Origin of the sequence: Pseudonocardia nantongensis (assembly GCF_046546495.1) — a bacterium.
In the GTDB taxonomy this organism is placed as follows: domain Bacteria; phylum Actinomycetota; class Actinomycetes; order Mycobacteriales; family Pseudonocardiaceae; genus Pseudonocardia; species Pseudonocardia nantongensis.
The window spans coordinates 41,206-66,922 of record NZ_JBKGXT010000011.1 but is presented as its reverse complement, the minus strand read 5'-3'; the positions used below and the strand labels follow the sequence as shown (position 1 = coordinate 66,922).

Genomic DNA, 25,717 nt, shown 5'->3' with positions numbered 1-25,717 from the left:
GGTGACCGCCGGTGTCTCGACCCGGACCCCGAGGCATCGCGTTACGAGGCACCTTGCAGGCGATCCCCCGTTTCGCGTGGACGCGGGACGGGAGCACCGGAAGGACCCCCATTGGGTACGTTCGTACTTGCGGCAGAGGAGTTCACGCCGCCCGGCCAGGGACTCTTCAACTACCCGCCGATCTTCGGTGACGTCACGAAGCCGATGGTCCTCGCGGTGCTGTCGCTTCTCATCGTCGTCGCGGTGTTCACTCTCGGGACCCGCAAGATGGCGATCCTCCCGGGCAAGGGCCAGTTCGCGCTGGAGTCGTTCTACAACATCCCGCGCAACACGATGGCCCGGGACCAGATCGGCGCGGAGGATTTCAAGCGGTTCATCCCGCTGATCCTCGGCCTGTTCAGCTTCATCCTGGTGAACAACCTGTTCGCGATCGTCCCGGTGCTCCAGTTCCCGACGATGTCGCGGATCGGCTTCCCGATCGCGCTGGCGATCTTCGTCTACGTCTTCTACCACTACGCAGGGTTCCGGAAGCACGGCTTCACCGGCTACATCAAGCATGCCGCGCTGCCGCCGGGCGTGCCGCTCTTCATCGCGCCGCTGATCATCGTCATCGAGATCGCGCAGAAGTTCCTCTTCCAGCCGCTCTCGCTGGCACTGCGTGTGTTCGCCGCCATGTTCGCCGGCCACCTGATCATCGCGCTCACCGCGGTGGCGGCGGAGTTCCTGCTGTTCGCGGGCGGGGCGCTGACGGTTCCGGCGCCGTTCGTGTTCGTCGCCGGCATCGCGTTCACGTTCCTGGAGGCCCTGGTGCAGGTCATCCAGGCCTACGTCTTCGCCCTGCTCGCCGCGGTCTACATCGGCGCGGCGATCTCGGAGGAGCACTAGATCCCGGCGCTGCGGCGCCGATCCGACCGCCGGCACGTCCGGCCCGAACCACCGAACGACCCGCACCCTGCGGACCCGACGGAAGGAAACCGAAGTGAGCGACTCCACCACCCAGGTGCTGGCCCAGGCCGCCAACATCAACCCGGGCCTCGCGGCCATCGGCTTCGGCGCCAGCGCCATCGGCGCCGGCATCGGCGTCGGCCTGATCTGGTCGGCCGTCATCAGCGGCACCGCCCGCCAGCCGGAGGCCCGCGGCCAGCTCATGGGTATCGGCTGGACCACCTTCGTGCTCTCCGAGCTCGTCATGCTGATCGGCCTGGTGCTGTTCTTCATCGCCCAGGGCGGCTGATCATTCCAAGCCGGTCGGAGTCACCGGCGGCCACGTCAGGGAAGGACACACGGTGGAACTGATTCTTGCCGCCGAGGAACCGCTGCCGATCATCCCGCTGCCATCGGAGCTGATCCTCGGTGTGGTGGCGTTCGCGGTCCTGCTCTTCGTGCTCTGGAAGTTCGCGGTGCCGCGCTTCGAGAAGCTCTACGAGGAGCGGACGGACGCCATCGAGGGCGGTCTGAAGCGTGCTCAGGAGACACAGGAGCAGGCGGACCGGCTGAAGAAGGAGTACGAGGAGCAGCTGGCCGGTCTGCGGGCCGAGGCGGCGCGCATCCGCGACGACGCCCGCGCCGAGGGCCAGCAGATCAAGTCCGAGCTGCGCGCCGAGGCCGAGCAGGAGGCCGCGCGGATCAAGGCCAGGGGCGAGGAGCAGGTCGTCGCGGCCCGCGACTCCGCCCAGCGCGCGCTGCGTGGCGAGGTCGGCGGGCTGTCGGTGCAGCTGGCCGAGCGCCTGCTGCGTGAGCGGCTCTCCGACGACTCGCAGCGCTCCGCGACCATCGACTCGTTCCTGGGCGAGCTCGACGGGCTGGGCGCGGCTCAGCGGAGCGGAGCGAACTGATGGCACGGGTCCTGCAGCCGGCCACCCGGGAGGCGCTCGCCGCGCTGACCGAGCGGCTGGACGCCTACGTCGACGGCGCGTCGGCCCGGGAGCTGACGGCCACCGCGGACGAGCTGTTCGCCGTGGCCCGGTTCCTGGCCGGCGAGCGGCCGGTCCAGCGCCTGTTGGCCGACGGGGCCTCCCCGGCGGAGAGCCGGGTCGAGCTGGTGCGCAGCCTGCTCGGCCGGCAGCTGTCCGAGCCGACCCTGGACCTGGTCTCCGAGCTGGTGCGCAAGCGCTGGTCGGCGTCCGGTGACGTGGTCACCGCGGCCGAGACGCTGGGTCGCCAGGCCACCGTCGCGGTCGCCGAGCGGAACGGCTCGCTGGACGAGGTCGAGGACCAGCTGTTCCGGTTCGGGCGCATCCTCGCCTCCGAGCCGGAGCTGACCGGCCTGCTGGCCGACACCACCAGGCCGGGAGACGGCCGGGTGGAGCTGCTGGACCAGGTGCTCGGTGACCGGGTCTACCCGGTGACCGCCTCGCTGCTGCGCCAGACCGTCCGGATGCCCCGGGGCCGGCACCTCGACGTCGTCGCCGAGGAGCTCGCCGAGCTCGCGGCGGCCCGCCGGGACCGTTCCGTGGCGAAGGTCCGTACCCCCGTCGAGCTGACCTCCCAGCAGGAGTCGACGCTCGCCGACACCCTCGGCCGGATCTACGGCCGTCCGATCTCCCTGCAGGTCGAGCTCGACCGGGACCTCCTCGGAGGACTGGTCGTGCAGGTCGGCGGCGAGGTCATCGACGGCAGCGTGGCGGGCAGACTCGCCGCCGCGCGCCGCTCCCTGCCCAGCTGACCTGCTGAGCTCGAACCGCCGAGCCGGCGGCACGATCTCAGACCCCGTTCGAGAGAAGGAACGACGCAGCCATGACAGAGCTGACGATCTCCTCCGAGGAGATCCGGAGTGCGATCTCCAGCTACGTCTCGTCGCTGGAGAGCGGCACGTCCCGGCGCGAGGTCGGGACCGTGTCCGACACCGGTGACGGCATCGCCCACGTCGAGGGCCTGCCCTCGGCCATGACCAACGAGCTGCTGGAGTTCGAGGGCGGCGTCCGCGGCGTCGCGCTGAACCTGGAGCAGAACGCGATCGGCGCCGTCATCCTCGGCGACTACACCGGGATCGAGGAGGGCCAGCAGGTCACCCGTACCGGTGAGGTCCTCTCGGTGCCGGTCGGCGAGGGCTACCTCGGCCGGGTCATCGACCCGCTGGGCAACGCCATCGACGGGCTCGGCGACGTCGAGACCGACTCCCGGCGCGTGCTCGAGCTGCAGGCCGCCTCGGTGATGGAGCGCCAGTCGGTGAGCGAGCCGCTGCAGACCGGCATCAAGGCGATCGACGCCATGACGCCGATCGGGCGCGGCCAGCGCGAGCTGATCATCGGCGACCGCCAGACCGGCAAGACCGCGGTCTGCATCGACACGATCATCAACCAGAAGGACAACTGGGACTCCGGCGACCCGTCGAAGCAGGTCCGCTGCATCTACGTCGCGATCGGCCAGAAGGGCTCCACGATCGCCGGTGTCCGGCAGTCGCTCGAGGAGGCCGGCGCGCTCGACTACACGACGATCGTCGCCGCCCCGGCCTCCGACCCGGCCGGCTACAAGTGGCTCGCCCCCTACACCGGCTCGGCCATCGGCCAGCACTGGATGTACCAGGGCAAGCACGTCCTGATCGTGTTCGACGACCTGTCCAAGCAGGCCGAGGCCTACCGCGCGATCTCGCTGCTGCTGCGCCGCCCGCCGGGCCGTGAGGCCTACCCGGGCGACGTCTTCTACCTGCACTCCCGGCTGCTGGAGCGTTGCGCCAAGCTCTCCGACGACCTCGGCGCCGGGTCGATGACCGGCCTGCCGATCATCGAGACCAAGGCGAACGACGTGTCGGCCTACATCCCGACCAACGTCATCTCCATCACCGACGGCCAGGTCTTCCTGGAGTCGGACCTGTTCAACCAGGGCGTCCGGCCGGCGATCAACGTCGGCATCTCGGTCTCCCGGGTCGGCGGTGACGCCCAGGTCAAGGCGATGAAGACGGTGGCGGGCTCGCTGCGTCTGGACCTCTCGCAGTTCCGCGAGCTGGAGGCGTTCGCCGCCTTCGGTTCCGACCTCGACGCCGCCTCTGCCGCCACGCTGGGCCGTGGCGAGCGTCTGGTGGAGCTGCTCAAGCAGGCCCAGTACGCGCCGGTCGCGGTGCAGGACCAGGTCGTCTCGATCTGGCTGGGTACCACGGGCAAGCTGGACTCGGTGCCGGTCGGCGACGTGCAGCGCTTCGAGCAGGAGTTCCGCGAGTACAGCCGCCGGCACGCCGAGGGCCCGCTGAACGAGATCGTCGACACCGGGAAGCTCTCGGACGACGCGGCCGAGACGCTCACGAACGCGGTGGACAGCTTCAAGAAGAACGAGTTCACCGCGTCCGACGGTTCCTCGACGGTGCCGAACGAGAAGCCGGCCGAGGCGCTGGACTCCGACGACGTCGACCAGGAGACCGTCACGGTCAACAAGTCGGCCCCGAAGAGCTGAGGCTGAGCATATGGCGGCACAGATCCGGGTGCTGCGCCGGCGTATCAAGTCGACGCAGTCCATCAAGAAGATCACCCGCTCCCAGGAGCTGATCGCGACCTCACGGATCGCGAAGGCCCGGGCGCGGGTGGACGAGGCACGCCCGTACGCCGAGCTGATGACCAGCACCCTCTCCGAGCTCGCCTCGAACTCGGCGCTGGACCACCCGCTGCTGGTCGAGCGGGAGACGCCGAAGCGGGCCGCGGTGCTGGTCGTGACCAGCGACCGCGGGCAGTGCGGCGGCTACAACGCGAACGTCCTGAAGGAGGCCGAGCAGCTCCAGTCGCTGCTGCGCGAGCAGGGCAAGGAGCCGGTGCTCTACGTGATCGGCCGCAAGGGCGTCTCGTACTACCGGTTCCGCAAGCGCGAGGTCGAGCAGTCCTGGACCGGCTTCTCCGAGCAGCCCGGCTACGAGAACGCGGCCGAGGCGGCGAAGACGCTGGTCGACGCGTTCATGGCCGGCGCGGACGACGGCGATGGCCACGGGGCCGAACACGGTGACCAGGCGGGCGAGGACGGCGTGCGCGGCGTGGACGAGCTCCACCTGGTGTACACCAGCTTCAAGAACATGATGACGCAGGTCCCGCAGGCCAGGCGGATGGCGCCGCTGGAGGTCGAGTACTCCGGCGGGATCTCGGTCGCGGCGGACCCGGCGGACGACGCCGACGCCGACACCGCGCAGAGCCAGGAGGAGCACTCGGGCAGCAAGGGCCTGCAGTCGCTGTACGAGTTCGAGCCGGACCCGGACACGCTGTTCGACGCGCTGCTGCCGCGCTACATCGGCGCCCGCCTCTATGCCGCGCTGCTGGAGTCGGCGGCCTCGGAGTCGGCGAACCGGCAGCGGGCCATGAAGGCCGCGACCGACAACGCCAACGAACTGATCCGTAACCTGACCCTGGAGGCCAACCAGGCCCGTCAGGCTCAGATCACCCAGGAGATCAGCGAGATCGTCGGTGGGGTCGACGCGCTCGCGAGTGCAGGAAGTGAGAGCTGATGACCGCAACAGCCGATACCACGGGCACCGGCACCGGCACCGTCACCGGGCGTGTCGTCCGGGTCACCGGCCCGGTTCTCGACGTCGAGTTCCCGCGGGACCAGGTTCCCGACCTCTACAACGCGCTGTCCCTGGACGTCGACCTGTCCGGGGACAAGCGCAAGCTGACCCTGGAGATCGCCCAGCACCTGGGCGACAACCTGGTCCGCGCGATCTCCATGCAGCCGACCGACGGCGTCGTCCGTGGCCAGGAGGTCACCGACCTCGGCCGTCCGATCTCGGTGCCGGTGGGCGACCAGGTCAAGGGCCACGTGTTCAACGCCCTGGGCGACTGCCTGGACGACCCGTCCTTCGCGGCGACCGGCGACCTGCGCTCGATCCACCAGAAGGCGCCCCGGTTCGACCAGCTCGAGGGCCGGACCGAGATGCTGGAGACCGGCATCAAGGTGCTGGACCTGATGACCCCGTACGTGGTCGGCGGCAAGATCGGCCTGTTCGGCGGCGCGGGCGTGGGCAAGACCGTGCTGATCCAGGAGATGATCCAGCGTGTCGCGCTGAACTTCGGTGGCACCTCGGTGTTCGCCGGCGTCGGCGAGCGCACCCGTGAGGGCAACGACCTCATCACGGAGATGACCGAGTCGGGCGTCATGAAGAACACCGCGCTGGTGTTCGGCCAGATGGACGAGCCGCCGGGCACCCGTATGCGTGTCGCCCTCTCCGCGCTGACCATGGCGGAGTACTTCCGGGACGTGCAGGAGCAGGACGTCCTGCTGTTCATCGACAACATCTTCCGGTTCACCCAGGCCGGCCAGGAGGTCTCCACCCTGCTCGGCCGGATGCCGTCCGCGGTGGGCTACCAGCCCACCCTGGCCGACGAGATGGGCGAGCTGCAGGAGCGGATCACCTCGACCCAGGGCCGCTCGATCACCTCGATGCAGGCGATCTACGTCCCCGCGGACGACTACACCGACCCGGCTCCGGCGACCACGTTCGCCCACCTGGACGCCACCACCGAGCTCTCCCGGCCGATCTCCCAGAAGGGGATCTACCCGGCGGTGGACCCGCTGACCTCGACGTCGCGGATCCTGGACCCGCAGTACGTCGGCGACGAGCACTTCCGGGTCGCCAACGAGGTCAAGCGGATCCTGCAGAAGTACAACGACCTGCAGGACATCATCGCGATCCTCGGTATCGACGAGCTGTCCGAGGAGGACAAGCAGCTGGTCGGCCGGGCCCGCCGGATCGAGCGCTTCCTGTCGCAGAACCTGCTGGTCGCCGAGCAGTTCACCGGCCAGACGGGCTCGACGGTCCCGCTGAAGGAGACCATCGAGGCGTTCGACAAGATCGCCAAGGGCGAGTTCGACGACGTGCCCGAGCAGGCGTTCTTCCTCTGCGGTGGTCTGGACGACCTGGAGCGCAACCGCAAGAAGCTCGAGGGCTGAGCGGAGCTTGCGGAGCGAAGGGACAGCGGAGGCTCACGATGCCTGCTGAGATGACTGTTGAACTGGTTTCCGTGGAGCGCCGGCTGTGGTCGGGTGACGCGCACTTCGTGCTCGCCCGCACCACCGTCGGCGAGGTCGGTGTCCTGCCCGGCCACCAGCCGATGCTGGCCCAGCTCGAGGAGGCCGGCGTCGTGCGCGTCGACGCCACCGACGGGGCGAAGCACACCATCGCGGTGCACGGCGGTTTCCTGTCGGTGTCGGCCGAGCGGGTGTCGATCCTCGCCGAGTTCGCCGAGCAGTCGACCGAGATCGACGTCGACCGGGCCCGGCGGGCGCTGGATGCGGCCGACGTGTCGTCCGACGAGGGCAAGGCGGCCAGGGCCCGGGCCGAGGCCCGGCTCCGCGCGGCCGAGGCCGGCTAGCGGCGGGAGGACAGCGCAGTAGTGGAACTCGTGGCGGCGATCGTCGGGGTTCTGCTGCTGTGCCTGGTCGCCCCGCTGGTCTGGCTCGCCGTACGGCGGGTACGACTGATGCGCAACGGCGGTGTGGACCTGTGTCTGCGCCGCCGTTTCGCTGTCACGGACTGGCACTTCGGGGTCGGCCGCTACGAGGGCGAGCGGTTCGCCTGGTACCGGCTGACGAGCTTCCGGATCCGCGCGACCGTGGTGCTGGAACGCGGCGAGCTGGAGATCGTGGACCGGCGGCCGCCGCTGCGGTCGGAGGAGTTCGCGATCCCGACGGCGGTCGAGGTGCTCCGCTGCCGCGGCCGGGACGCCTCGGGCCGGGGTGTCGACGTCGAGCTGGCGATGTCCCGGGACGTCCGCACCGGCTTCCTCGCCTGGCTGGAGTCCACCCCGCCGGGGCGCCGCCCCGGCTACCGCGAAGCCTCCTGACGAACCCGCATCGCTCCACGACGCGGGGGAGAGCGGGTCAGGCGTCGGGCTTGCCGTGCGGGCCGCCGGGCTGCCAGAGGACGTCGCCGTCCGGGTTCGCGACCCGGCCCAGGATGAACAGCAGGTCCGAGAGCCGGTTCAGGTACTGCGCCGTCAGCGGGTTCGTGCGCTCCGCGTCGGCCTCCAGCAGCGCCCACACCGACCGCTCGGCGCGCCGGGAGACGGTCCGGGCGACGTGCAGGTACGCGCCGCCGGGTGTCCCGCCGGGCAGGATGAACGAGTTCAGCTTCGGCAGCTCCGGGTTGAACTCGTCGCACCACGCCTCGAGCCGCGTCACGTAGCCCTCGGTGACCCGCAGCGGCGGGTACTCCGGATCCTCGACGATCGGCGTGCAGAGGTCGGCACCGACGTCGAACAGGTCGTTCTGGATCTGCCGCAGCGGGCCGAGGACCCGTTCGGCGAGCCCGCCGACCGTCACCGCGACGCCGAGCGCGGCGTTCGCCTCGTCGGTGTCGGCGTAGGCCGCCAGCCGGACGTCGGTCTTGGGAACCCGGCTGAAGTCACCCAGCGCGGTCGTCCCGTCGTCGCCGGTCTTCGTGTATATCCGCGTCAGGTGCACCGCCACTCCGACAGGCTAGGCGTGCGGCCCGCGCGACCACCAGACGGTGCCGTCACGCCCGCCCCGGCGCCGTCCGTCCCGTCCGCTGCGCCGGACGGCGCAACCCGTTCCACCGGGCCGGGGTCTGCATCCGTGCGGGTGGTGCGGCCGTTACCGTTCCGGTCGTGGTGGAGCATTTCGCGGTCCGCGGCGGGGCCCGGCTGACCGGGTCCGTCGACGTCGTCGGGGCCAAGAACAGCGTGCTCAAGCTGATGGCCGCTGCGCTGCTGGCCGAGGGCCGGACGACGCTCGAGAACTGCCCGGAGATCCTGGACGTGCCGCTGATGGCGGACGTGCTGCGCAGCCTCGGGTGCACGGTGGCGATCGAGGGACCGACCGTGCACATCGACGTCCCGGCCGACCCCGGCGCCGAGGCCGACTACCGCTCGGTGTCGCGGCTGCGGGCGTCGGTCTGCGTGCTGGGCCCGCTGGTCGCCCGCTGCCGGCGCGCGGTGGTCCCGCTGCCCGGCGGTGACGCGATCGGCTCGCGGCCGCTGGACATGCACCAGAACGGGCTGCGCAAGCTGGGCGCGACCACCGACATCGAGCACGGCAGCGTCACGGCGTCCGCCCAGGACCTGCACGGCGCGCAGATCTGGCTGGACTTCCCCAGCGTCGGCGCGACCGAGAACATCCTGATGGCCGCGGTGCTCGCCGCCGGGACGACGGTGATCGACAACGCGGCGCGCGAGCCGGAGATCGTCGACCTCTGCGTGATGCTGTCCCAGATGGGCGCGAAGCTGGAGGGCGTCGGATCCTCCACGCTGGTCGTGCACGGCGTCACCGGGCTGCAACCGACCACGCACCGGGTGATCGGGGACCGGATCGTCGGCGCCACCTGGGCGTTCGCGGCGGCGATGACCCGGGGCGAGGTGAGGGTGCGCGGGGTCGATCCGCACCACATCGACCTCGTGCTGGACAAGCTGCGCAGCGCCGGCGCCGAGATCACCGTCGGGGACCAGGAGTTCGGCGTCGCGATGCCGGAGCGCCCGCAGGCGGTGGACTTCGTGACGTTGCCCTACCCGGGTTTCGCGACCGACCTGCAGCCGATGGCGATCGCGCTCTCCGCGGTGGCCGACGGCACGTCGATGATCACCGAGAACGTGTTCGAGGCCCGGTTCCGGTTCGTCGACGAGATGGTGCGGCTCGGCGCCGACGCCCGCACCGACGGCCACCACGCCGTGGTGCGCGGGCGCCCGGAGCTGTCCAGCGCGCCGGTCTGGGCCAGCGACATCCGGGCCGGCGCCGGGCTGGTGCTGGCCGGGCTGTGTGCCCGGGGCACCACCGAGGTCTGGGACGTCGCGCACATCGACCGTGGCTACCCGCGGTTCGTGGAGAACCTGCGCGATCTCGGCGCCGACATCTCCCGGGTGGCCGGCGAGCCGCACCGGTAGTCACCGGAGACGATCGTTCGCGGGTGTGCCACTCTTCACATCTGATCACACGTTCGAGGGGGCCGGAATGGTCAGCACACCCGATGCGTCGGACGTCTCCCGGGTGGGCCGCAAGGCCGGCCGGGGCGCCCGGGACGTCGCCCATTCGATGCCCGTGCGGATCGCCGCCCGGGGCGGGATCGGCGCGAACGGCGTCCTGCACCTGCTGATCGGCTGGCTGGCGATGCAGATCGCGCTCGGCTCCGGCGGCCAGGCGGACCAGAGCGGCGCGCTCGGCGCGATCGCGGCGGACCCGCTGGGACGAATGGTGCTGTGGGTGCTGGTCGTCGGGTTCGCCGCCGTCGTGCTGTGGCGGGCGGTGTCGGCGGTCTGGGGCTTCGGCTACCTCGGGGACCGGAACCGGCGGCTGACCAAGCGGCTCATCTCGGCCGGCCTGGCCGTCGTCTACGCGGCGCTCGCGGTGCTCGCGGCCACGACCGCGCTGAGCGGACGGACGTCGTCCGGCGGGGGCGGTCAGGCCACCGCCGGCCTGCTGGGCCTGCCGGGCGGGCAGGTCATCACCGCGCTGGTCGGCCTGGGCGTGCTGGTCGGCGGCGGGGTGATGATCTGGAACGGCTGGCAGAAGAACTTCCTGGAGGACCAGGACCTCTCCGGGGCCGGCCGCCGGAAGCAGCGGCTGAACGTGCGTACCGGCCAGATCGGCTTCATCGCCAAGGGGATCGCGATCGGTGTGCTCGGGATCCTGCTGGGCGTCGCCGCGCTGACCGTCGACCCGCAGCGGGCGAACGGGGTGGACTCGGCCTTGAAGGCGCTGCGCGAGCAGCCGTACGGGGTGTTCCTGCTGATCGCGGTCGGGCTCGGGATCGCCTGCTACGGGATCTTCTGCTTCCTCGACGCCCGCTACCACCGGGTGACCTGACCCGATCACCGATCGAGGCTGAGCACGACCTTCGCGTCCGCGACGTCCTGCGGGAACACCAGCACCGCGTAGGCGCCGCCGTCGGCGCGTGAGACGGTCGCGCGGACCCCCTCGGAGCGCAGCCGGTCGCGCAGCACCCTGGCCGCGTCCGGGCCGGGGGCCCGGGTCACCTCGGTCAGCAGGCCGGTCGCCACCGGATCGTCCGGGTCGTCGGTGGGCAGCGTCACGTTCTTGTGGTGCCCGAACGTCCAGCGCAGCAGCAGTACCAGCACGCCGAGCGCCAGCAGCACGCCGATGACCTCGCCGATCCGCGGCACCACCTCGACCGACACCGGTCGATCGTCGCAAATCCGGACCGGGTGCGCAGTGCCGCGCGGACTCCCCGACGGGTCCGGGTGAACCGATCCAGCGCACGGTTTCCCGCGCGGATCGCGTACTTTGCCACGCACAAGGATGTGACGAGGGACGACGCCGTGCCGAGTCCCCGCTACTCGCCAGTAGTATCGTCCCCGACTCGGGCCGACGACGACGCGGAGGTGTCCGGTGCCGTACCCGACCGATCGTGAACGGGACCGCCCGTGGGTGATCCGTACCTACGCCGGCCACTCGTCCGCCACCCAGACCAACGAGCTCTACCGGCGCAACCTGGCCAAGGGGCAGACCGGTCTCTCGGTGGCGTTCGACCTGCCCACCCAGACCGGGTACGACCCGGACGACGAGCTGGCCAAGGGCGAGGTCGGCAAGGTCGGGGTGCCGGTCAGCCACATCGGTGACATGCGTGCGCTGTTCGACGGCATCCCGATGGCCGAGGCGAACACCTCGATGACCATCAACGCCCCGGCCATGTGGCTGCTGGCGCTCTACGTCGCCGTCGCCGAGGAGCAGGCGGAGGAGCAGGGCCTCGACTACGCCGAGGTCCGGGCGAAGCTCGCCGGCACCACCCAGAACGACATCGTCAAGGAGTACCTGTCCCGGGGCACCTACGTGTTCCCGCCGGCGCCGAGCCTGCGCCTGATCACGGACATGGTCGCCTGGTCGGTCACCGAGATCCCCAAGTGGAACCCGATCAACATCTGCAGCTACCACCTGCAGGAGGCCGGGGCGACGCCGACCCAGGAGCTGGCCTACGCGCTGTCCACCGCGATCGCGGTGCTGGACTCGGTGCGCGACTCCGGCCAGGTCCCGCCGGAGCAGTTCGGCGACGTCGTCGGGCGGATCTCGTTCTTCGTCAACGCCGGCCTGCGGTTCGTCGAGGAGATGTGCAAGATGCGCGCCTTCGCGCGCCTCTGGGACGAGATCACCGAGGAGCGCTACGGCGTCGAGAACCCCAAGCAGCGCCGCCTGCGCTACGGCGTGCAGGTCAACTCGCTCGGGCTGACCGAGGCGCAGCCGGAGAACAACGTCCAGCGGATCGTGCTGGAGATGCTCGCCGTCACGCTGTCCAAGGATGCGCGCGCCCGGGCCGTGCAGCTGCCGGCCTGGAACGAGGCGCTCGGCCTGCCGCGGCCCTGGGACCAGCAGTGGGCCCTGCGGATGCAGCAGGTGCTGGCCTACGAGACCGACCTGCTCGAGTACGAGGATCTGTTCGAGGGCTCGGTCGTGGTCGAGGCCAAGGTCGCCGACCTCGTCGAGGGTGCCCGGGCGGAGATCGACCGGGTGCAGGAGATGGGCGGCGCGGTCGCCGCCGTCGAGAGCGGCTACATGAAGGGTGAGCTGGTCAGCGCGCTGGCCGAGGGCCGTCGCCGGATGGAGTCCGGCGAGCGGGTGGTCGTCGGGGTGAACAAGTTCGACACCACCGAGCCGAGCCCGCTGCAGGCCGAGGGCGCCGAGTCGATCTTCACGGTGGACGCGGAGACCGAGGAGTCCGCGATCGAGGCGATCCGGGCCTGGCGGGACGACCGGGACGGCGCGGCCGTCGAGGACGCGCTGCGCGCGCTGCGCGACGCCGCGAAGACCGAGCAGAACCTGATGCAGGTCTCGATCGACTGCGCGAAGTCGGGCGTGACGACCGGCGAGTGGGCGGGCGCGCTGCGCGAGGTGTTCGGCGAGTTCCGGGCCCCGACCGGAGTGTCCGCGGCGTCCGCGTCCGGCGAGGGCGCGACCGAGATCGCCGAGGTGCGCGAGCGCGTCCGGTCCACCGGCGACGAGCTGGGCCAGCGGCTGCGGATGCTGGTCGGCAAGCCCGGCCTGGACGGGCACTCCAACGGCGCCGAGCAGGTCGCCGTGCGGGCCCGCGACGTCGGTTTCGAGGTCGTCTACCAGGGCATCCGGCTGACGCCGTCGCAGATCGTCGCGGCCGCGGTGCAGGAGGGCGTGCACGCCGTCGGGCTGTCCGTGCTCTCCGGCTCGCACCTGGAGGTCGTCCCGTCGGTGGTGCGCGGGCTGCGCGACGCCGGGGCGGGCGACATCCCGGTCGTCGTCGGCGGGATCATCCCGCCGGAGGACGAGCGGCAGCTGCGCGAGGGCGGGGTGGCCGCGGTGTTCACGCCGAAGAACTTCCGGCTCACCGAGATGATGGGCGAGCTCGTGACCCTGATCCGCCGGGCGCAGGGCCTGGACACCGCGGGGAGCAGGTCCTAGCCGGGCCTCAGGATCCGCGCTCGTTCTCCTTCTCGCCGCCCCGGCGCCGGAGCAGCGAGAACCCGGGGATGCCGCTGATCGCCTGCCGGACATCCTTGAGGACATCGAGCAGCTCGTGCACGTCCGGGCCGACCCGGTCCAGGGTGGCGAGGATGGGCATGATGTCGCTCTCCATGTGCTCGGTGAACGCCGGCAGCTGGTCGACCAGCTTGATCGCGGCGTGCACCTCGGCCTCGGAGAGCTCCTCGACGAACTTCCGGGCCAGCGGGGCCCCGCGCCGGGCCAGCGGGCCGTAGAGCTCCAGCAGCTCGCCGGCCTCCCGGCTGGCCCCGGCCGCCTCGTCGACGACGTCGCCCGCCCGGGTCGCGACACCCTGCGCCGAGCCGATCACCCCGGTCGCGTCCTCGGTCACCCGCTCCACCCGGGCGATCAGGTCGCCGGCCCCGTCGCTGACCGTGCCGACCCGGCGGATCAGCCCGTCGGCGTCGCCGGCGACGGTGTCGACCCGCCGGACCAGCTGGTCGGCGTCCCCGGCGACGGCGGACACCCGGGCGACGAGGTCGTCGGCGTTGCCGGCCACGCCGGTGACGCGCTCGACGAGTCCGCCGGCGTCGTCGGCCACCCCGGAGACCCGGGTGATCAGCCCGCCGGCCTCGTCGGCGACGCCGGAGACCCGCACGATCAGCGTGTCCGCCCGGTCGACGACGCCGTCCACCCGGTCCAGCAGCGCCTCGGCCCGGCCGGCGATGGTGCCGATCCGGCTCACCAGGGCACCGACGTCGTCCAGCAGCCCGCCGGCCCGTGCGGGCAGCGCGGCCACGGACCCGGCGAGCTCACCGGTCCGGTCGACGACGTTCGCCGCCCCGGAGAGCAGGTCGGACGGGCCGGGGACCGGGATCCCGGCGATGCGCAGCACCATGGCGTGATCCTCGCATCCGCCGGTACCCGTGCCACACGGGTCGGTTCCGGGGCGCGGGGTCAGGAATCCGGGGTCCGCGTGCAGAGGTCGTCGACGGTGAGGTCGCGTGGCGGGATGTTGTCGGCGGTGAAGCCGAACGGTTCGGCGACCTCCAGCCAGCGGCCGGACTCCTGCAGCGCGGTCAGCCCGCGGTCGAACTCCGCGCGGAACTCGTGGTCGGCCGGGCGGAAGGCGAACGCGCCGGCCCCGAAGACGCGCCGGCCGTCCACCACCGGGGAGAAACCGGCGGTGACCTCCAGGCCGGACCCGGCGTTGCGCCGCACCTCGTCGAGCAGCGAGATCCGGGTGAGCGCGCCGACCTGCGCGGACCCGTCGGCGACCCCGCGGACCAGCGAACCCTGCGAGTCGAACGGCAGGGTCCGCTCCGCCGGGATGCCCGCGGCGAGCGCGTACTCGGCCTCCGCGCTGCCCTGCAGCACGGCCAGTGTCGCGCCGCTGCGCCGGACGCCGGCCAGCGTCGCGACCCCGAGCGGGTTGCCGGCCTGTACCAGCAGCCCGGTCCGGGCGATGTAGTCCGGCCGGGAGAAGGCGACCTGCTGGCAGCGCAGTGGGGTGACGGTCAGCCCGACCGCGATCATGTCGAACTGGCCCTCCAGCAGGGAGGGCACCAGCTGGTCGAAACCGAGCTGCACGGCGACCAGCCCGCCGCCGCCGATCTGCTGCACGACCGCGCGCGCCACCTCGGGGCTCTCGCCGGTCGGACGCCCGGTGCCGTCGGTGTAGCCGAACGGCCGCTCACCGGACAGCCCGACGACGACGTCGCCGCCGGCCCGCAGCCGTTCCAGCGGATCCGCCGACCCGCTGCCGCAGCTCGCCAGCAACGGCCCGGCCACCGCCGTCCCGGCCACGGCGGCGGCGGCGCGCAGCAGGTGGCGGCGGCTCAGCGGTCGGGTGCTCATGGTCCGGCCGAGCCTAGGTGATCTCGCGGGTGGAGCTAGTCGGGCCACTCCGGGGGGCGCTTGTCCAGGAACGACGCCATCCCCTCGCGCGCCCCGCCGGACTGCGACATCGAGGCCATGACCTCGGAGGCGATCGCGTAGGCGTCGGCCTCCGGGCGGTCGAGCTGGGCGTAGAGCGTCTGCTTGCCGACCGCCTTGGACAGCCGGCTGCCCCGGGTGGCGCGGGCCAGCAGGTCGTCCACCCGGGCGTCGAGCTCGGCGTCCGGGACGGCGTAGTTGACCAGGCCCCACTCGGCCGCGGTGGCCGCGTCGACCGCGTCCCCGGTCAGCGCCAGCTCCATCAGCCGCTTGCGGCCGACGTTGCGGGCGACCGGCACGGCCGGGGTGTGGCAGAACCAGCCGCCCTTGCCACCGGGCAGCGCGAACGTCGCCGACTCGGCGGCCACCGCCAGATCGCAGGAGGCGACGAGCTGGCAGCCGGCGGCCCAGGCGGCGGCGTGCACCCGGGCGACGACGACCTGCGGGACCTCCTCGACGGTGCGCATCACCGTGGTGCACAGCCGCAACAGCTCCCGGACGCCGGCGAGGTCGCGCTCCGCGACGTCGCCGAAGTCGTGCCCGGAGGAGAACGCCTTGCCCTCCCCGCCCAGCACGATCCCGGTGGCGTCGCTGCGGCCGGCCGTCTCGAACGCGTCCAGCAGCTCACGCAGGTGCTCCGCGGTCAGCGAGTTCCGCCGCTGCGGGCGGTTCATCGTGATCCGGACCGTGTCGCCGTCCTGCTTGACCAGCAGGTGCTCGTAGTCGGCCATGCGCCGACGGTATCTCGACACGGGCCTGTCGGGGAGCTAGCGTGACTGTATGACCGAATTAGCGAATCCGGTCACAGAGTCACGACCGGCCCGACGGGCAGGTCGAGGAGGTGCCGTGTCGGCAGCGGAGCAGGTTCCGGCGGGCGAGGCCGAGCGGATGGAGCGGGTGCTCGACGCCGCGGCCGAGCTGCTCGTGCGCTGGGGCTACCGGCGGGTGACGGTCGAGGACGTCGCCCGGCAGGCCGGCGTCGGGAAGGGGACGGTCTACCTGCACGTCCGCACCAAGGACGCGCTGTTCCTGACCGTGCTGCTGCGGGCGCAGCGGCGGCTGTTCGCGGACCTGGCGGACCGGATGGTGGTCGATCCCGGTATCGCTCTGCCCTGGCGCATGTCCCGGTTGGTCTACGAGCGGCTCCGGGTGGACGACGTGTCCCGCGCGCTCTACCTGGGAGACGCCGAGGTCCTCGGCCGGCTCGCGCACGAGGCGGCGGGGACGCTCCGCGACCTCGCCGGGCGCCGGACGGTGGTGGTGCGCGAGCACTTCCGGCTGCTGCGCGGGGCCGGCCTGGTCGACACCGCGACGAGTGCCGACGAGCAGATCCACACCTGGGGCGCCGTCACCTACGGCTTCTTCGCGACCGCGGGAGCCGGGCCCGAGCAGGACCCCTTCACCCCGCGGGACCCGCAGCGGCGGGCCGAGCTGCTGGAGCGAGCGCTGCGGGCGGCGCTCGGCGGGGACGGTCCGGCGGGCGACGAGATCCCCGCGGCGGAGGTCGCGGAGCAGGTGGCCGGGCTCTACCGGCCGCTGGTCGAGCACATCGACACCGAATGGCGCCGCCGGATCCGGTGATCCCGGGCCGGCGCACCACCACCGAGGGGAGCACGTGATGACCGCACCGACCGAAGCGCTGGACCTGATGGCGCCCGACTTCGTCGCCGATCCGTATGCGGGTTACGCCCGGATGCGTGAGCAGGCGCCCGTGACCACCGTGTCCATGTTGGGCGTCCCGCCGTCGGTGATGGTGACCCGCTACGACGATGTCCGCACCGTGCTCACCGACCCGCGGTTCGTCACCGACCCGGAGCTCGCCGGCGCCGGGCAGGGCATGCGGGCCGCGTTGCTGGCGCAGGTGGGGGTGCCCGAGGACCTGGTCGACTACTTGCTGCAGAACATCCTCACGACCGACGGCGCCGACCACACCCGGCTGCGCAAGCTGGTGTCCCGGGCGTTCACCGTGAAGCGGGTGTCGGCATTGCGGCCGCGGGTCGAGGAGATCACCGCGCAGCTCCTCGACCGGATGGCCGGGGTCGGCGAGGTCGATCTCGTCGAGGCGTTCGCCTACCCGCTGCCGATCGCCGTGATCTGCGAGCTGGTCGGAGTGCCCGAGGCCGACCGCGCCCAGTGGCACGAGTGGGGCCTGGTGCTGACCTCGATGGACCCAGAGCGGATCCCCGGGGTGCTGCGCGCCGCGGTGGAGCACGTGCATGCGCTGATCGATGCCCGCCGCGCCGAGCCGGCCGATGACCTGATCAGCGCGCTGATCGCAGCCCAGGAGGACGGCGACCGGCTGTCCGACCGGGAGATGGTCACGATGATCTTCGCGCTGGTCATGGCCGGGCACGAGACGACCGCGCACCTGATCTCCAACGGGACGCTGGCCCTGCTGACCCGCCCGGACCAGCTCGCCGTCCTGCGGGCCGAGCCGCAGCGCTGGCCGCAGGCGGTGAACGAGCTGATGCGCGCCCGCGGGCCGGTGCAGTTCACCCAGTTCCGGTACCCGGTCCGCGACGTCGAGCTGGGCGGGGTCACGATCCCGGCCGGTACACCGGTGACCGCCGGACTGCTGCCGGCCAACCACGATCCGCGGGCGTTCGACCGTCCCGAGGAGCTCGACGTCAGGAGGGAGACCGGGCGCGGCGACGGGCATCTCGGGTTCGGGCAGGGCATCCACTACTGCCTGGGCGCCGCGCTGGCCCGGCAGGAGGGCGAGGTGGGCTTGCGGATGCTGTTCGAGCGGTTCGGCGACCTGGCCCTCGCCGTGCCCGCGGCGGAGATCACCTGGTCCGCGCGCCCGGGCTTCAGCCGGGTCGCGGAACTGCCGGTGCACCCGGCCTGACCGTACGTCCCCCCGCCGCGTCCACCCGGCGCACCGCCTCCCGGGAGACCAGGGTGACGCCGAGCCCGGACCGGGCGGCCGCGACGGTCGCCGCGATCCCAGCAGCAGCCGCGGCGGATCCACTCCGAGCTCAACCGGGCGCCGCGAGTGGGCCGAGCCGCTGGTCCGGGACCTGATCGGGGACGTCGCCGGCGATCTCGACCTCGCGGTGTACGGCGACGACGTCACCCCGCTCAAACCCGATCCGCAGGCCTACCGGCGGGCGCTGCGCGCTCGTTCGACGGGGATGCGCCGCTGGACGCCGCGCTGCTCGGCGGGCTGCTCGCGGCAGCCGAGCATCAGCGGCTCGCGGCCCGCCGCTCGTCGTGCAGCCGGAGCAGCGCGTAGGCGGCGAGGGTCTGGGCGTCGGTGAGCTCGCCGCGCAGCGTCATCTCCTCGAACTCGGCCGGGCCGAACCAGGCCGCGCGCATGTCCTGTTCCTGGTGCTCGCGCCGGGGCGCACCGGCGGTCAGGCCGGTCGCGAGGTAGACGTGTCCGCGCTGGCTGGACATGCCGGGCGCGACGTCGAGCATCCCGAGGAAGGTCATCTCGCGCGCCGCGAGCCCGGTCTCCTCGACCAGCTCGCGCACCGCCAGCTCGGCCGGGTCGGCCTCGGCCCGGTCCGGTGCGGTGCCGGCCGGGAACTCCCAGCGGCGCTCGCCGACCGGGTAGCGGAACTGCTCGACCAGGTGCAGCCGGCCGTCGTCGGCGCGCGGGATCACCAGGGCGTAGGTGGGCTTGTCGACGACGCCGTAGATCCCCTCGCTCCCGTCCGCGCGGCGGATCCCGTCCTCGCGCACGGTCATCCAGCTGTTCGCGTAGACCCGGCGGGTGGAGGTCTGCTCGATCACCCGCCCAGCCTGGCGCACCGGCGCCGCCTTACAGTGAGCCGGGTGCGTCTCGTCATCGCCCGTTGCCAGGTGGACTACGCCGGACGGCTGACCGCCCATCTCCCCATGGCGCCCCGGTTGCTGCTGGTCAAGCAGGACGGCTCGGTGAGCGTGCACGCCGACGACCGTGCCTACAAGCCGCTCAACTGGATGTCCCCGCCGTGCTGGCTCACCGAGGAACCCGGCGTGTGGACGGTGCGCAACAAGGCCGACGAGTCGCTCGTGATCACCATCGAGGAGGTGCTGCACGACTCGTCGCACGAGCTCGGGATCGATCCCGGGCTGGTCAAGGACGGCGTCGAGGCGCACCTGCAGGAGCTGCTGGCCGCGCACCCGGAGACCTTCGGCGACGGCTGGACGCTCGTGCGCCGCGAGTACATGACGGCGGTCGGCCCGGTCGACCTGCTCTGCCGGGACGTGGACGGGCAGCACGTCGCGGTCGAGGTGAAGCGGCGCGGCGAGATCGACGGCGTCGAGCAGCTGACCCGGTACCTCGAGCTCATGAACCGGGACCCGCTGCTCGCCCCGGTGCAGGGGGTCTTCGCCGCGCAGCAGATCAAGCCGCAGGCGCGCACGCTGGCGACCGACCGCGGGATCCGCTGCGTCACCGTGGACTACGACGCGCTGCGCGGGATGCAGCGCGACGACCTGCTGCTGTTCTGATCCCAGGCCGCGCGAGCGGCGTGAGATCTGCGGAGACGTGAGATCTCAGGAGACCAGCGTGGCGATCCCCGACGCCACGATCAGCAGCTTGACCACGGTCGTGAAGGTCGCGGCGGGTACCCGTTCGGTCAGTGCACCGCCGATCCGGTTCCCCACGACGGCGGCGACCACCAGCACCGGCAACGCAGGCCACAGGACGTCGGACGGGATCCGCCCCTGCACGCCGAGCAGGACCAGCGACACCACGTTGGTCACGACGAAGTAGCCGGCGAAGTTCGCGACGAACTCGGACGGGGTGAGCCGGCAGCGGTCGAGGAGCACCGCGACCGGTGGCCCGTTGAGCGAGGTGGTCGTCGACAGGAAGCCGCCGAGCAGCCCGGTCGCCGTCGTGCTCGACGTGCCCGGCCGGAACCGCAGCCGGTCGCTCGCGAGCAGCAGGACGAGACCGATCACGGTGACGACCACGCCGGTCCCGGTCCGCAACGCCTGCTCGTCGAGATACCCGAGGGTCGCGACGCCCGCCACGGCCCCCGGCACGGCCCCGGCGCCGAGCGCGGCCACCTGCCGGCGGTCGACGTGGCGGTGCAGGCGGACCAGCACCCCGAACCGGCTGACCAGCGTGGCCGTCAGGTTGATCACGACGATCTGCGGTACGTCGTAGCCGACGAGCAGCAACGCCGGGGTCGACACCAGCGACGCGGCGAACCCGGTGATCCCGCCGACCGTCGAGGCCACCAGCAGGGTCACCGCGCCGAGCGCCAGTTCGATCATCACGTACCGGGATCCTGCCGCCGCGAGCCGCATCCCGGCCACCACGGCGCGGCAGCCGGCCCGCGCGGCCCCGGCGGGCCATCGCGGGCACCGGCGGACCCACCCGGCGCGGTTTACGCTGATCACGTGAGTGCCACCGCCGCTGACTCCATCACGACCACGAACCCTGCGCCCGCGGAGTTCGCCTCGCTCTCGCCGCGTACCGGCGCCGAGCTGGCCCGCTACCCGGTGCACGACGGCGAGCAGGTCCGCGCCGCCGTCCGGGACGCGGGCGAGGCCGCCGCCTGGTGGGACGGCCTGGGCTTCGCCGGCCGTCGCACGCGCCTGGGCGCCTGGAAGAAGGTCCTGGTCGCGCAGCTGGACCGGGTCGCGCGGGTGGTCGCCGACGAGACCGGAAAGCCGTTCGACGACGCCCGGCTCGAGGTCGTGCTGGCGATCGACCACCTGGACTGGGCGTCGTCGCACGCCGAGAAGGTCCTGAAGCGCCGGTCGGTGTCGCCCGGCATGCTGATGGGCAACCAGGCGGCGTCGGTCGGCTACCGGCCGCTCGGCGTCGTCGGCGTGATCGGGCCGTGGAACTACCCGATCTTCACGCCGATGGGCTCGATCGTCTACGCGCTGGCCGCCGGCAACACCGTCGTCTTCAAGCCCAGCGAGCTGACCCCGGGGGTCGGGCACGAGCTGGCCCGCACGCTCGCCGAAGCCGTCCCGGAGGTCGGCCGGTACCCGCTGCTCACCGTGCTCACCGGGTTCGGGCCGACCGGCGCCGAGCTGTGCCGGGCCCCGGGCATCGGCAAGATCGCGTTCACCGGCTCGGCCGCGACCGGGCGACGGGTGATGAGCGCGTGCGCGGAGAACCTGGTCCCGGTGCTGATGGAGTGCGGCGGCAAGGACCCGCTGATCGTCGACGGGGACGCCGACCTGGACGCCGCCGCGGACGCCGCGGTCTGGGGCGGGATGTCCAACGCCGGGCAGACCTGCGTCGGCGTCGAGCGGGTCTACGTCGTCGAGTCGGTGGCCGGGCGCTTCCTGGAGAAGGTGCGCGAGACCGCGTCCCGGCTGCAGGTCGGCGGCGCGGCGCACGAGGGGGACCTCGGCCCGATGACGATGCCGGCACAGACCGATGTCGTCCGCCGGCACGTCGTCGACGCCCTGGAGCGCGGCGGCCGGGCGGTCGTCGGCGGCGCCGAATCGGTGCCGGCCGAGGGGGGCGGGATCTCCCCGGTCGTCCTCACCGACGTGCCGGAGGACTCGGTCGCGGTCACCGAGGAGACCTTCGGCCCACTGGTGGTGATCAACCGGGTGCCGGACGCCGACGAGGCGGTCCGCCGCGCCAACGCCACCGGCTACGGCCTCGGCGCGACCGTGTTCTCGGCGAAGCGCGGTGCGGAGCTCGCGCAGCAGCTGCGCTGCGGGATGGTCTCGATCAACGGTGTCATCTCGTTCGCCGGGATCCCGGCGCTGCCGTTCGGCGGAGTGGGGGAGTCCGGGTTCGGCCGGATCCACGGCGCCGAGGGCCTGCGCGAGTTCGCCAGGACCCAGTCGATCGCCCGGCAGCGGTTCGCGCTGCCGATCGCGGTCACCAGCTTCCGGCGCACCGCCAGGGGCATGTCCACCCTGCTCGGCCTCGTCCGCACCCGGCACGGACGCTGACGCCCGGCCGCAAGGGTGGCGCGGGTCGCACGCGTTACGCACGAGTAGGGCGTCGGTGGCAGGATCACGCGCGATCGGACGCCGAACAGTGGAGGTTTGCAGCGTGGCACGCGAGTTCCGGACGGTCGGAGTGGTCGGCCTGGGCACGATGGGCGCGGGGATCGTCGAGGTCTTCGCCCGCAACGGCCTGGAGGTGGTCGCCGTCGAGGTCGACGAGGCGGCCGGCGAGCGGGGCCGGGACCACCTGGCGGCCTCCACCGGGCGCGCGGTCGAGCGCGGCAAGCTCACCCAGGAGCAGGCCGACACCCTGCTCGGGAACATCACCATCACGACCTCGCTCGCCGACCTGGCCCCGGCCCAGCTGGTCGTCGAGGCCATCCCGGAGAGCCTGGAGGCCAAGGCCGAGGTCTTCGCCGCCGTCGACGGGGTGGTCGCCGAGGAGACCATCCTCTGCTCCAACACCTCGTCGCTGTCGGTGACCGAGCTGGCCGTGCGCACCAAGCGCCCCGGCAAGGTCGTCGGGATGCACTTCTTCAACCCGGCGCCGGTGCAGAAGCTGGTCGAGGTGGTCCGCACCGTCGTCACCGAGCCGGACGTGATCTCCGACGTGCAGGAGTTCGCCGGATCGCTGGGCAAGGTGCCGGTCGTCATCGGTGACCGGGCCGGCTTCATCGCCAACGCCCTGCTGTTCGGCTACCTCAACCACGCCGCCCGGATGTACGCCGAGCGCTACGCCAGCCGCGAGGACCTCGACGCCGGCATGCGGTACGGCGCCGGCTACCCGATGGGGCCGCTGGCGCTGCTGGACCTGATCGGCCTGGACACCGCCTACGAGATCCTCGAGACGATGTACCGGGAGTCGCGCAACCTGATGCACGCGCCGAACCCGGTGTTCAAGCAGATGATCACCGCCGGGCTGCTCGGCCGGAAGTCCGGGCGCGGCTTCTACACCTACGAGGCACCGCACAGCTCCACCGTGGTGCCGGACGCCGAGACCCCGTCGTCGACGGTGCCCGAGGACGTCACGCTGCGCGACGTCAGCCGGGTCGGCGTCGTCGGGACCGGGACCATGGCGTCGGGCATCGTCGAGGTGTTCGCCAAGGGCGGGTACGACGTCGTCGTCCGTGGCCGCAGCGAGTCCAAGGTCGAGGGCTCGATCGCGCAGGTCAGGAAGTCCCTGGACAAGGCGGTCGCCCGCGGAAAGCTGGAGGAGGCCGACCGGGACACGATCGTCGGCCGGATCACCGGCAGCACGCAGCTCGAGGATATGGCCGACGTCGACCTCGTCGTCGAGGCGGTCGCCGAGGAGCTCGACGTCAAGCGGGCGATGTTCGGCGCGCTGGACGAGATCTGCAAGCCGGGCGCGATCCTGGCCACCACGACGTCGTCGCTGCCGGTCGTCGAGTGCGCGGCGGCCACCCGGCGTCCCGGTGACGTGATCGGCATGCACTTCTTCAACCCGGCGCCGGTGATGAAGCTGGTCGAGGTGGTGTCGACGATCGCGACCTCGCGCGACGTCGCCGGAACCGTGCTGGCCGTGAGCCAGAACCTGAAGAAGGTGCCGGTGAGCTGCGGTGACCGGGCCGGGTTCATCGTCAACGCGCTGCTGTTCCCCTACCTCAACGACGCGGTGAAGATGCTGGAGGCGCACTACGCGACCGCCGACGACATCGACGCCGCGATGAAGACCGGTTGCGCGCTGCCGATGGGACCGTTCGAGCTGCTCGACGTGGTCGGGCTCGACGTGTCGCTGGCGATCGAGCGCTCGCTGTACTCGGAGTTCCGCCAGTCCGGGTTCGCCCCGGCGCCGCTGCTGGAGCATCTGGTCACGGCGGGCAGGCTCGGCCGCAAGACCGGTCACGGCTTCCGGGACTACACGAGCCGCTGAGGCGGCCCGGCACGCCGACGGTCCATGGCACGCGGACGTTCCCGACGGCCCCGCCCCGCCGAGCGCGGGCGGGGCCGTCCGGCTGCGCCGCCCCTGGGCAGCGGCATGATCACGTCGCGGGAGTCGGGCCGGGACGGTGAGTGGAACGTCCGCCGGGTGCCCGGCGGGAACTCGGTGAAGACCTACCGCTGCCCGGGCTGCGAGCAGCAACTGCCCTCGGGGACGCCGCACGTCGTCGCCTGGCCGGCCGACGGCACCGGCGGCGTCGAGGACCGCAGGCACTGGCACCTGCCCTGCTGGAACGCCCGGGACCGGCGCCGTCCCGGCTTCCGCCGGCGCTGAGCCCGCCGGCACCGGGCCCGCCGGCACGGGCCGGTGCGGGCCCGCCGGGCGGTGGTGGGTCAGCGGGCGCGGGCGGCGTGCTTGGAGTAACCGTTCGAGCGAGCCCGCGGTGTCGGCGACGGCCGGGACGCGGGCTGCTCGTCCGCCGCGACCTCGCCCGACTCCGGCTGCTCCGGGACGACCGCGGCCACCTCGGGCTCCTCGTCGGCCTCGTCGAGGGACCGACCGGCCTCCAGCTCGTCCGTCCCGCTCTCGATGAGGGCGCGGGCCGCCCGGAGCTGGTCGGCCACCCGGGTGCGGAGCGCGGTCAGCTCCTCGAGCTTCCGGCGGGCCTCGTCGGTGGTCGCGGCGGCGTCCCGGCGGGCCTCGGACCGGATCTCCTCGGCCTCGGCGTGTGCCCGCTCCAGGGACCCGCGAATCTCCTCGTCGGTCTCCCGGCGTCGGCGGTCGATCTCCTGGTGCAGCCCGTCCCGCTCGGCGAACAGCGCGGTCAGGGCCTCGGCCCGGCGCTGGTCCATCGCGATCCGGAAGTCGTGCTCGACCTGCTCGCGGTTCTCCCGGGCCTCGTTGTCCGCGCGGGCGATCCGGTCGGTGACCGTGCGCTCCTGCTCGGAGAGCTCGCGCTCGGTGTTCTGCCGCTGTTCGGCCAGCGTGCGCTCGGTGGTCCCGCGCAGCTCCTCGAGCTCGGACTCGGTCCGCTCCTGCAGCTCCGCCAGCTCGCGCTCGATCCGGGACTGCTTGTCGTCCAGTGCCCGGTCCCGCTCCTCGGCCCGCCGGTCCAGGTCGGCCCGGTGCCCCTCGGCGTCGGCGGTGGCCTGCTCGGCCTGCGCCCGGGCGTCGGCGATCACGGCCTGGGCGTGCTCGTCGGCCTGGCGGCGCTGCTCGGCGATCTCCCGGTCGGCCCTGGAGTGCATCTCGGCGACCTCGTCCTCGGCGAGGCGCAGCATCGACCGGAGCCGCTCGCTCATCCCCTGGACGCTCTGCGGGGGGCCGGCGAGCCGGTTCACCTGCTGCTGCATGGCCTCGGTCCGGCTCCGCGCGTCGTCCAGCTCGCGGCTCAGCCGGGAGTTCTGGGCGACCGCTGCATCCCGGTCGGCCGCCAGCATCCGCACCTCGGCGTCGAGCCGGCGTAGATGGCTGTCGACCTGCGCCTGGTCGTATCCCTTGCGCGCGATCGAGAAACCGGTCCGGGGTACGGGCACATCGTGGTCACCGGCCATGGTGAACACCGTACCGTCGGTGAGCATGCATGGTCGTGGGTTCGGTCACCGACATCACCGGCTGCACCCCCACCCGTGCGGAAAGGCCCGCCCGTGTGACACGGGCGGGCCCTCCACCACTCGTACGGCTTGTCGTCGGCCG

Annotated in this window: 26 protein-coding genes; 18 read left to right on the top strand and 8 right to left on the bottom strand. The window is 72.3% G+C overall.

Annotation, left to right across the window (positions count from 1 at the left end):
* Positions 1 to 111 precede the first annotated feature (111 nt).
* The 9 genes from atpB to ACLFMI_RS13645 all read left to right on the top strand — a co-directional run bounded on the left by atpB (position 112) and on the right by ACLFMI_RS13645 (position 7,754).
* Complete coding sequence (gene atpB, locus ACLFMI_RS13685) at positions 112 to 885, top strand: F0F1 ATP synthase subunit A (protein ID WP_410948213.1); 774 nt, start codon at positions 112 to 114, stop codon at positions 883 to 885.
* A 94-nt stretch (positions 886 to 979) separates the two neighbouring features.
* On the top strand, positions 980 to 1,234 hold the full coding sequence (locus ACLFMI_RS13680; RefSeq protein ID WP_410948212.1) for an ATP F0F1 synthase subunit C: 255 nt from the start codon (positions 980 to 982) through the stop codon (positions 1,232 to 1,234).
* A 52-nt stretch (positions 1,235 to 1,286) separates the two neighbouring features.
* Positions 1,287 to 1,835, top strand: coding sequence for a F0F1 ATP synthase subunit B (locus tag ACLFMI_RS13675; RefSeq protein ID WP_410948211.1), 549 nt, complete (start codon positions 1,287 to 1,289; stop codon positions 1,833 to 1,835).
* Positions 1,835 to 2,665 (top strand): F0F1 ATP synthase subunit delta, encoded by an 831-nt coding sequence (locus ACLFMI_RS13670; protein ID WP_410948210.1) that lies wholly within the window; start codon positions 1,835 to 1,837, stop codon positions 2,663 to 2,665. Before ACLFMI_RS13675 ends, ACLFMI_RS13670 begins: the two co-directional genes overlap by 1 nt.
* Before the next feature lie 71 nt (positions 2,666 to 2,736).
* The gene (gene atpA, locus ACLFMI_RS13665; RefSeq protein WP_410948209.1) at positions 2,737 to 4,386 is read left to right on the top strand and encodes a F0F1 ATP synthase subunit alpha; all 1,650 of its coding nucleotides are present in this window, start codon (positions 2,737 to 2,739) and stop codon (positions 4,384 to 4,386) included.
* 10 nt (positions 4,387 to 4,396) lie between these two features.
* Entirely contained in the window at positions 4,397 to 5,419 is a 1,023-nt protein-coding gene (locus tag ACLFMI_RS13660) for a F0F1 ATP synthase subunit gamma (protein WP_410948208.1), read from the top strand.
* On the top strand, positions 5,419 to 6,861 hold the full coding sequence (gene atpD / locus ACLFMI_RS13655) for a F0F1 ATP synthase subunit beta (protein ID WP_410948207.1): 1,443 nt from the start codon (positions 5,419 to 5,421) through the stop codon (positions 6,859 to 6,861). Before ACLFMI_RS13660 ends, atpD begins: the two co-directional genes overlap by 1 nt.
* Positions 6,862 to 6,911: 50 nt before the next feature.
* Positions 6,912 to 7,283, top strand: coding sequence for a F0F1 ATP synthase subunit epsilon (locus tag ACLFMI_RS13650; protein ID WP_410948206.1), 372 nt, complete (start codon positions 6,912 to 6,914; stop codon positions 7,281 to 7,283).
* A gap of 21 nt (positions 7,284 to 7,304) precedes the next feature.
* Positions 7,305 to 7,754, top strand: coding sequence for a DUF2550 domain-containing protein (locus tag ACLFMI_RS13645; RefSeq protein ID WP_410948205.1), 450 nt, complete (start codon positions 7,305 to 7,307; stop codon positions 7,752 to 7,754).
* A gap of 37 nt (positions 7,755 to 7,791) precedes the next feature.
* On the opposite strand, the gene ACLFMI_RS13640 is transcribed toward ACLFMI_RS13645, so the two are convergent.
* Complete coding sequence (locus ACLFMI_RS13640) at positions 7,792 to 8,379, bottom strand: cob(I)yrinic acid a,c-diamide adenosyltransferase (protein ID WP_410948204.1); 588 nt, start codon at positions 8,377 to 8,379, stop codon at positions 7,792 to 7,794.
* Positions 8,380 to 8,537: 158 nt separating this feature from the next.
* Here ACLFMI_RS13640 and murA point away from each other — a divergent pair, with 158 nt between their 5' ends.
* Both murA and ACLFMI_RS13630 read left to right on the top strand, forming a co-directional pair.
* A complete protein-coding gene (murA, locus tag ACLFMI_RS13635) occupies positions 8,538 to 9,806 on the top strand; it encodes a UDP-N-acetylglucosamine 1-carboxyvinyltransferase (protein WP_410948203.1) in 1,269 nt (422 codons plus the stop codon).
* A gap of 67 nt (positions 9,807 to 9,873) precedes the next feature.
* Entirely contained in the window at positions 9,874 to 10,725 is an 852-nt protein-coding gene (locus ACLFMI_RS13630; RefSeq protein ID WP_410948202.1) for a DUF1206 domain-containing protein, read from the top strand.
* A gap of 5 nt (positions 10,726 to 10,730) precedes the next feature.
* Here ACLFMI_RS13630 and ACLFMI_RS13625 read toward each other — a convergent pair whose 3' ends face one another.
* Entirely contained in the window at positions 10,731 to 11,057 is a 327-nt protein-coding gene (locus ACLFMI_RS13625; RefSeq protein ID WP_410948201.1) for a hypothetical protein, read from the bottom strand.
* A gap of 211 nt (positions 11,058 to 11,268) precedes the next feature.
* Here ACLFMI_RS13625 and ACLFMI_RS13620 point away from each other — a divergent pair, with 211 nt between their 5' ends.
* On the top strand, positions 11,269 to 13,305 hold the full coding sequence (locus ACLFMI_RS13620) for a protein meaA (protein WP_410948200.1): 2,037 nt from the start codon (positions 11,269 to 11,271) through the stop codon (positions 13,303 to 13,305).
* 7 nt (positions 13,306 to 13,312) lie between these two features.
* Here ACLFMI_RS13620 and ACLFMI_RS13615 read toward each other — a convergent pair whose 3' ends face one another.
* From ACLFMI_RS13615 to ACLFMI_RS13605, 3 genes are read right to left on the bottom strand one after another with little or no spacing between them, the layout of a single operon-like run.
* On the bottom strand, positions 13,313 to 14,224 hold the full coding sequence (locus tag ACLFMI_RS13615) for a hypothetical protein (RefSeq protein ID WP_410948199.1): 912 nt from the start codon (positions 14,222 to 14,224) through the stop codon (positions 13,313 to 13,315).
* 59 nt (positions 14,225 to 14,283) lie between these two features.
* Positions 14,284 to 15,183, bottom strand: coding sequence for a transporter substrate-binding domain-containing protein (locus ACLFMI_RS13610; protein WP_410948198.1), 900 nt, complete (start codon positions 15,181 to 15,183; stop codon positions 14,284 to 14,286).
* A 35-nt stretch (positions 15,184 to 15,218) separates the two neighbouring features.
* Positions 15,219 to 15,992: an enoyl-CoA hydratase-related protein gene (locus ACLFMI_RS13605; RefSeq protein WP_410948197.1), complete on the bottom strand. Its 774-nt coding sequence runs from the start codon at positions 15,990 to 15,992 to the stop codon at positions 15,219 to 15,221.
* Between the two features lie 115 nt (positions 15,993 to 16,107).
* Between ACLFMI_RS13605 and ACLFMI_RS13600 the strand changes: the two genes are divergently transcribed.
* Together ACLFMI_RS13600 and ACLFMI_RS13595 are read left to right on the top strand one after the other, a co-directional pair.
* Positions 16,108 to 16,842, top strand: coding sequence for a TetR/AcrR family transcriptional regulator (locus tag ACLFMI_RS13600; RefSeq protein ID WP_410948196.1), 735 nt, complete (start codon positions 16,108 to 16,110; stop codon positions 16,840 to 16,842).
* A gap of 37 nt (positions 16,843 to 16,879) precedes the next feature.
* The gene (locus tag ACLFMI_RS13595; RefSeq protein WP_410948195.1) at positions 16,880 to 18,109 is read left to right on the top strand and encodes a cytochrome P450 family protein; all 1,230 of its coding nucleotides are present in this window, start codon (positions 16,880 to 16,882) and stop codon (positions 18,107 to 18,109) included.
* Positions 18,110 to 18,447: 338 nt separating this feature from the next.
* Here ACLFMI_RS13595 and ACLFMI_RS13590 read toward each other — a convergent pair whose 3' ends face one another.
* A complete protein-coding gene (locus ACLFMI_RS13590) occupies positions 18,448 to 18,996 on the bottom strand; it encodes an NUDIX domain-containing protein (RefSeq protein WP_410948317.1) in 549 nt (182 codons plus the stop codon).
* Between the two features lie 45 nt (positions 18,997 to 19,041).
* On the opposite strand from ACLFMI_RS13590, the gene nucS reads away from it, so the two are divergent.
* Positions 19,042 to 19,701 (top strand): endonuclease NucS, encoded by a 660-nt coding sequence (nucS, locus tag ACLFMI_RS13585; protein ID WP_410948194.1) that lies wholly within the window; start codon positions 19,042 to 19,044, stop codon positions 19,699 to 19,701.
* 45 nt (positions 19,702 to 19,746) lie between these two features.
* Here nucS and ACLFMI_RS13580 read toward each other — a convergent pair whose 3' ends face one another.
* Complete coding sequence (locus ACLFMI_RS13580) at positions 19,747 to 20,472, bottom strand: sulfite exporter TauE/SafE family protein (protein WP_410948316.1); 726 nt, start codon at positions 20,470 to 20,472, stop codon at positions 19,747 to 19,749.
* 150 nt (positions 20,473 to 20,622) lie between these two features.
* Between ACLFMI_RS13580 and ACLFMI_RS13575 the strand changes: the two genes are divergently transcribed.
* From ACLFMI_RS13575 to ACLFMI_RS13565, 3 genes are all read left to right on the top strand, one after another.
* Positions 20,623 to 22,125 carry an aldehyde dehydrogenase family protein gene (locus ACLFMI_RS13575; protein ID WP_410948315.1) on the top strand — a complete coding sequence of 501 codons (1,503 nt, stop codon included), beginning with the start codon at positions 20,623 to 20,625 and terminating at the stop codon, positions 22,123 to 22,125.
* Between the two features lie 103 nt (positions 22,126 to 22,228).
* Positions 22,229 to 24,013, top strand: a complete 1,785-nt coding sequence (locus ACLFMI_RS13570; protein WP_410948193.1) for a 3-hydroxyacyl-CoA dehydrogenase family protein — start codon at positions 22,229 to 22,231, stop codon at positions 24,011 to 24,013.
* Positions 24,014 to 24,118: 105 nt separating this feature from the next.
* Positions 24,119 to 24,355, top strand: a complete 237-nt coding sequence (locus ACLFMI_RS13565) for a hypothetical protein (RefSeq protein ID WP_410948192.1) — start codon at positions 24,119 to 24,121, stop codon at positions 24,353 to 24,355.
* A 59-nt stretch (positions 24,356 to 24,414) separates the two neighbouring features.
* On the opposite strand, the gene ACLFMI_RS13560 is transcribed toward ACLFMI_RS13565, so the two are convergent.
* A complete protein-coding gene (locus tag ACLFMI_RS13560; protein ID WP_410948191.1) occupies positions 24,415 to 25,602 on the bottom strand; it encodes a coiled-coil domain-containing protein in 1,188 nt (395 codons plus the stop codon).
* Between the last annotated feature and the right edge of the window lie 115 nt (positions 25,603 to 25,717).

Excerpts from the sequence above, each read along its gene's own strand:
- ACLFMI_RS13670 (WP_410948210.1), top strand. The coding sequence starts at position 1,835 with ATGGCACGGGTCCTGCAGCCGGCCACCCGGGAGGCGCTCGCCGCGCTG.
- atpA (WP_410948209.1), top strand. The coding sequence starts at position 2,737 with ATGACAGAGCTGACGATCTCCTCCGAGGAGATCCGGAGTGCGATCTCC.
- ACLFMI_RS13660 (WP_410948208.1), top strand. The coding sequence starts at position 4,397 with ATGGCGGCACAGATCCGGGTGCTGCGCCGGCGTATCAAGTCGACGCAG.
- atpD (WP_410948207.1), top strand. The coding sequence starts at position 5,419 with ATGACCGCAACAGCCGATACCACGGGCACCGGCACCGGCACCGTCACC.
- ACLFMI_RS13650 (WP_410948206.1), top strand. The coding sequence starts at position 6,912 with ATGACTGTTGAACTGGTTTCCGTGGAGCGCCGGCTGTGGTCGGGTGAC.
- ACLFMI_RS13630 (WP_410948202.1), top strand. The coding sequence starts at position 9,874 with ATGGTCAGCACACCCGATGCGTCGGACGTCTCCCGGGTGGGCCGCAAG.
- ACLFMI_RS13615 (WP_410948199.1), bottom strand. The coding sequence starts at position 14,224 with ATGGTGCTGCGCATCGCCGGGATCCCGGTCCCCGGCCCGTCCGACCTG.
- ACLFMI_RS13610 (WP_410948198.1), bottom strand. The coding sequence starts at position 15,183 with ATGAGCACCCGACCGCTGAGCCGCCGCCACCTGCTGCGCGCCGCCGCC.
- ACLFMI_RS13605 (WP_410948197.1), bottom strand. The coding sequence starts at position 15,992 with ATGGCCGACTACGAGCACCTGCTGGTCAAGCAGGACGGCGACACGGTC.
- ACLFMI_RS13595 (WP_410948195.1), top strand. The coding sequence starts at position 16,880 with ATGACCGCACCGACCGAAGCGCTGGACCTGATGGCGCCCGACTTCGTC.
- ACLFMI_RS13580 (WP_410948316.1), bottom strand. The coding sequence starts at position 20,472 with ATGATCGAACTGGCGCTCGGCGCGGTGACCCTGCTGGTGGCCTCGACG.
- ACLFMI_RS13565 (WP_410948192.1), top strand. The coding sequence starts at position 24,119 with ATGATCACGTCGCGGGAGTCGGGCCGGGACGGTGAGTGGAACGTCCGC.
- ACLFMI_RS13560 (WP_410948191.1), bottom strand. The coding sequence starts at position 25,602 with ATGCTCACCGACGGTACGGTGTTCACCATGGCCGGTGACCACGATGTG.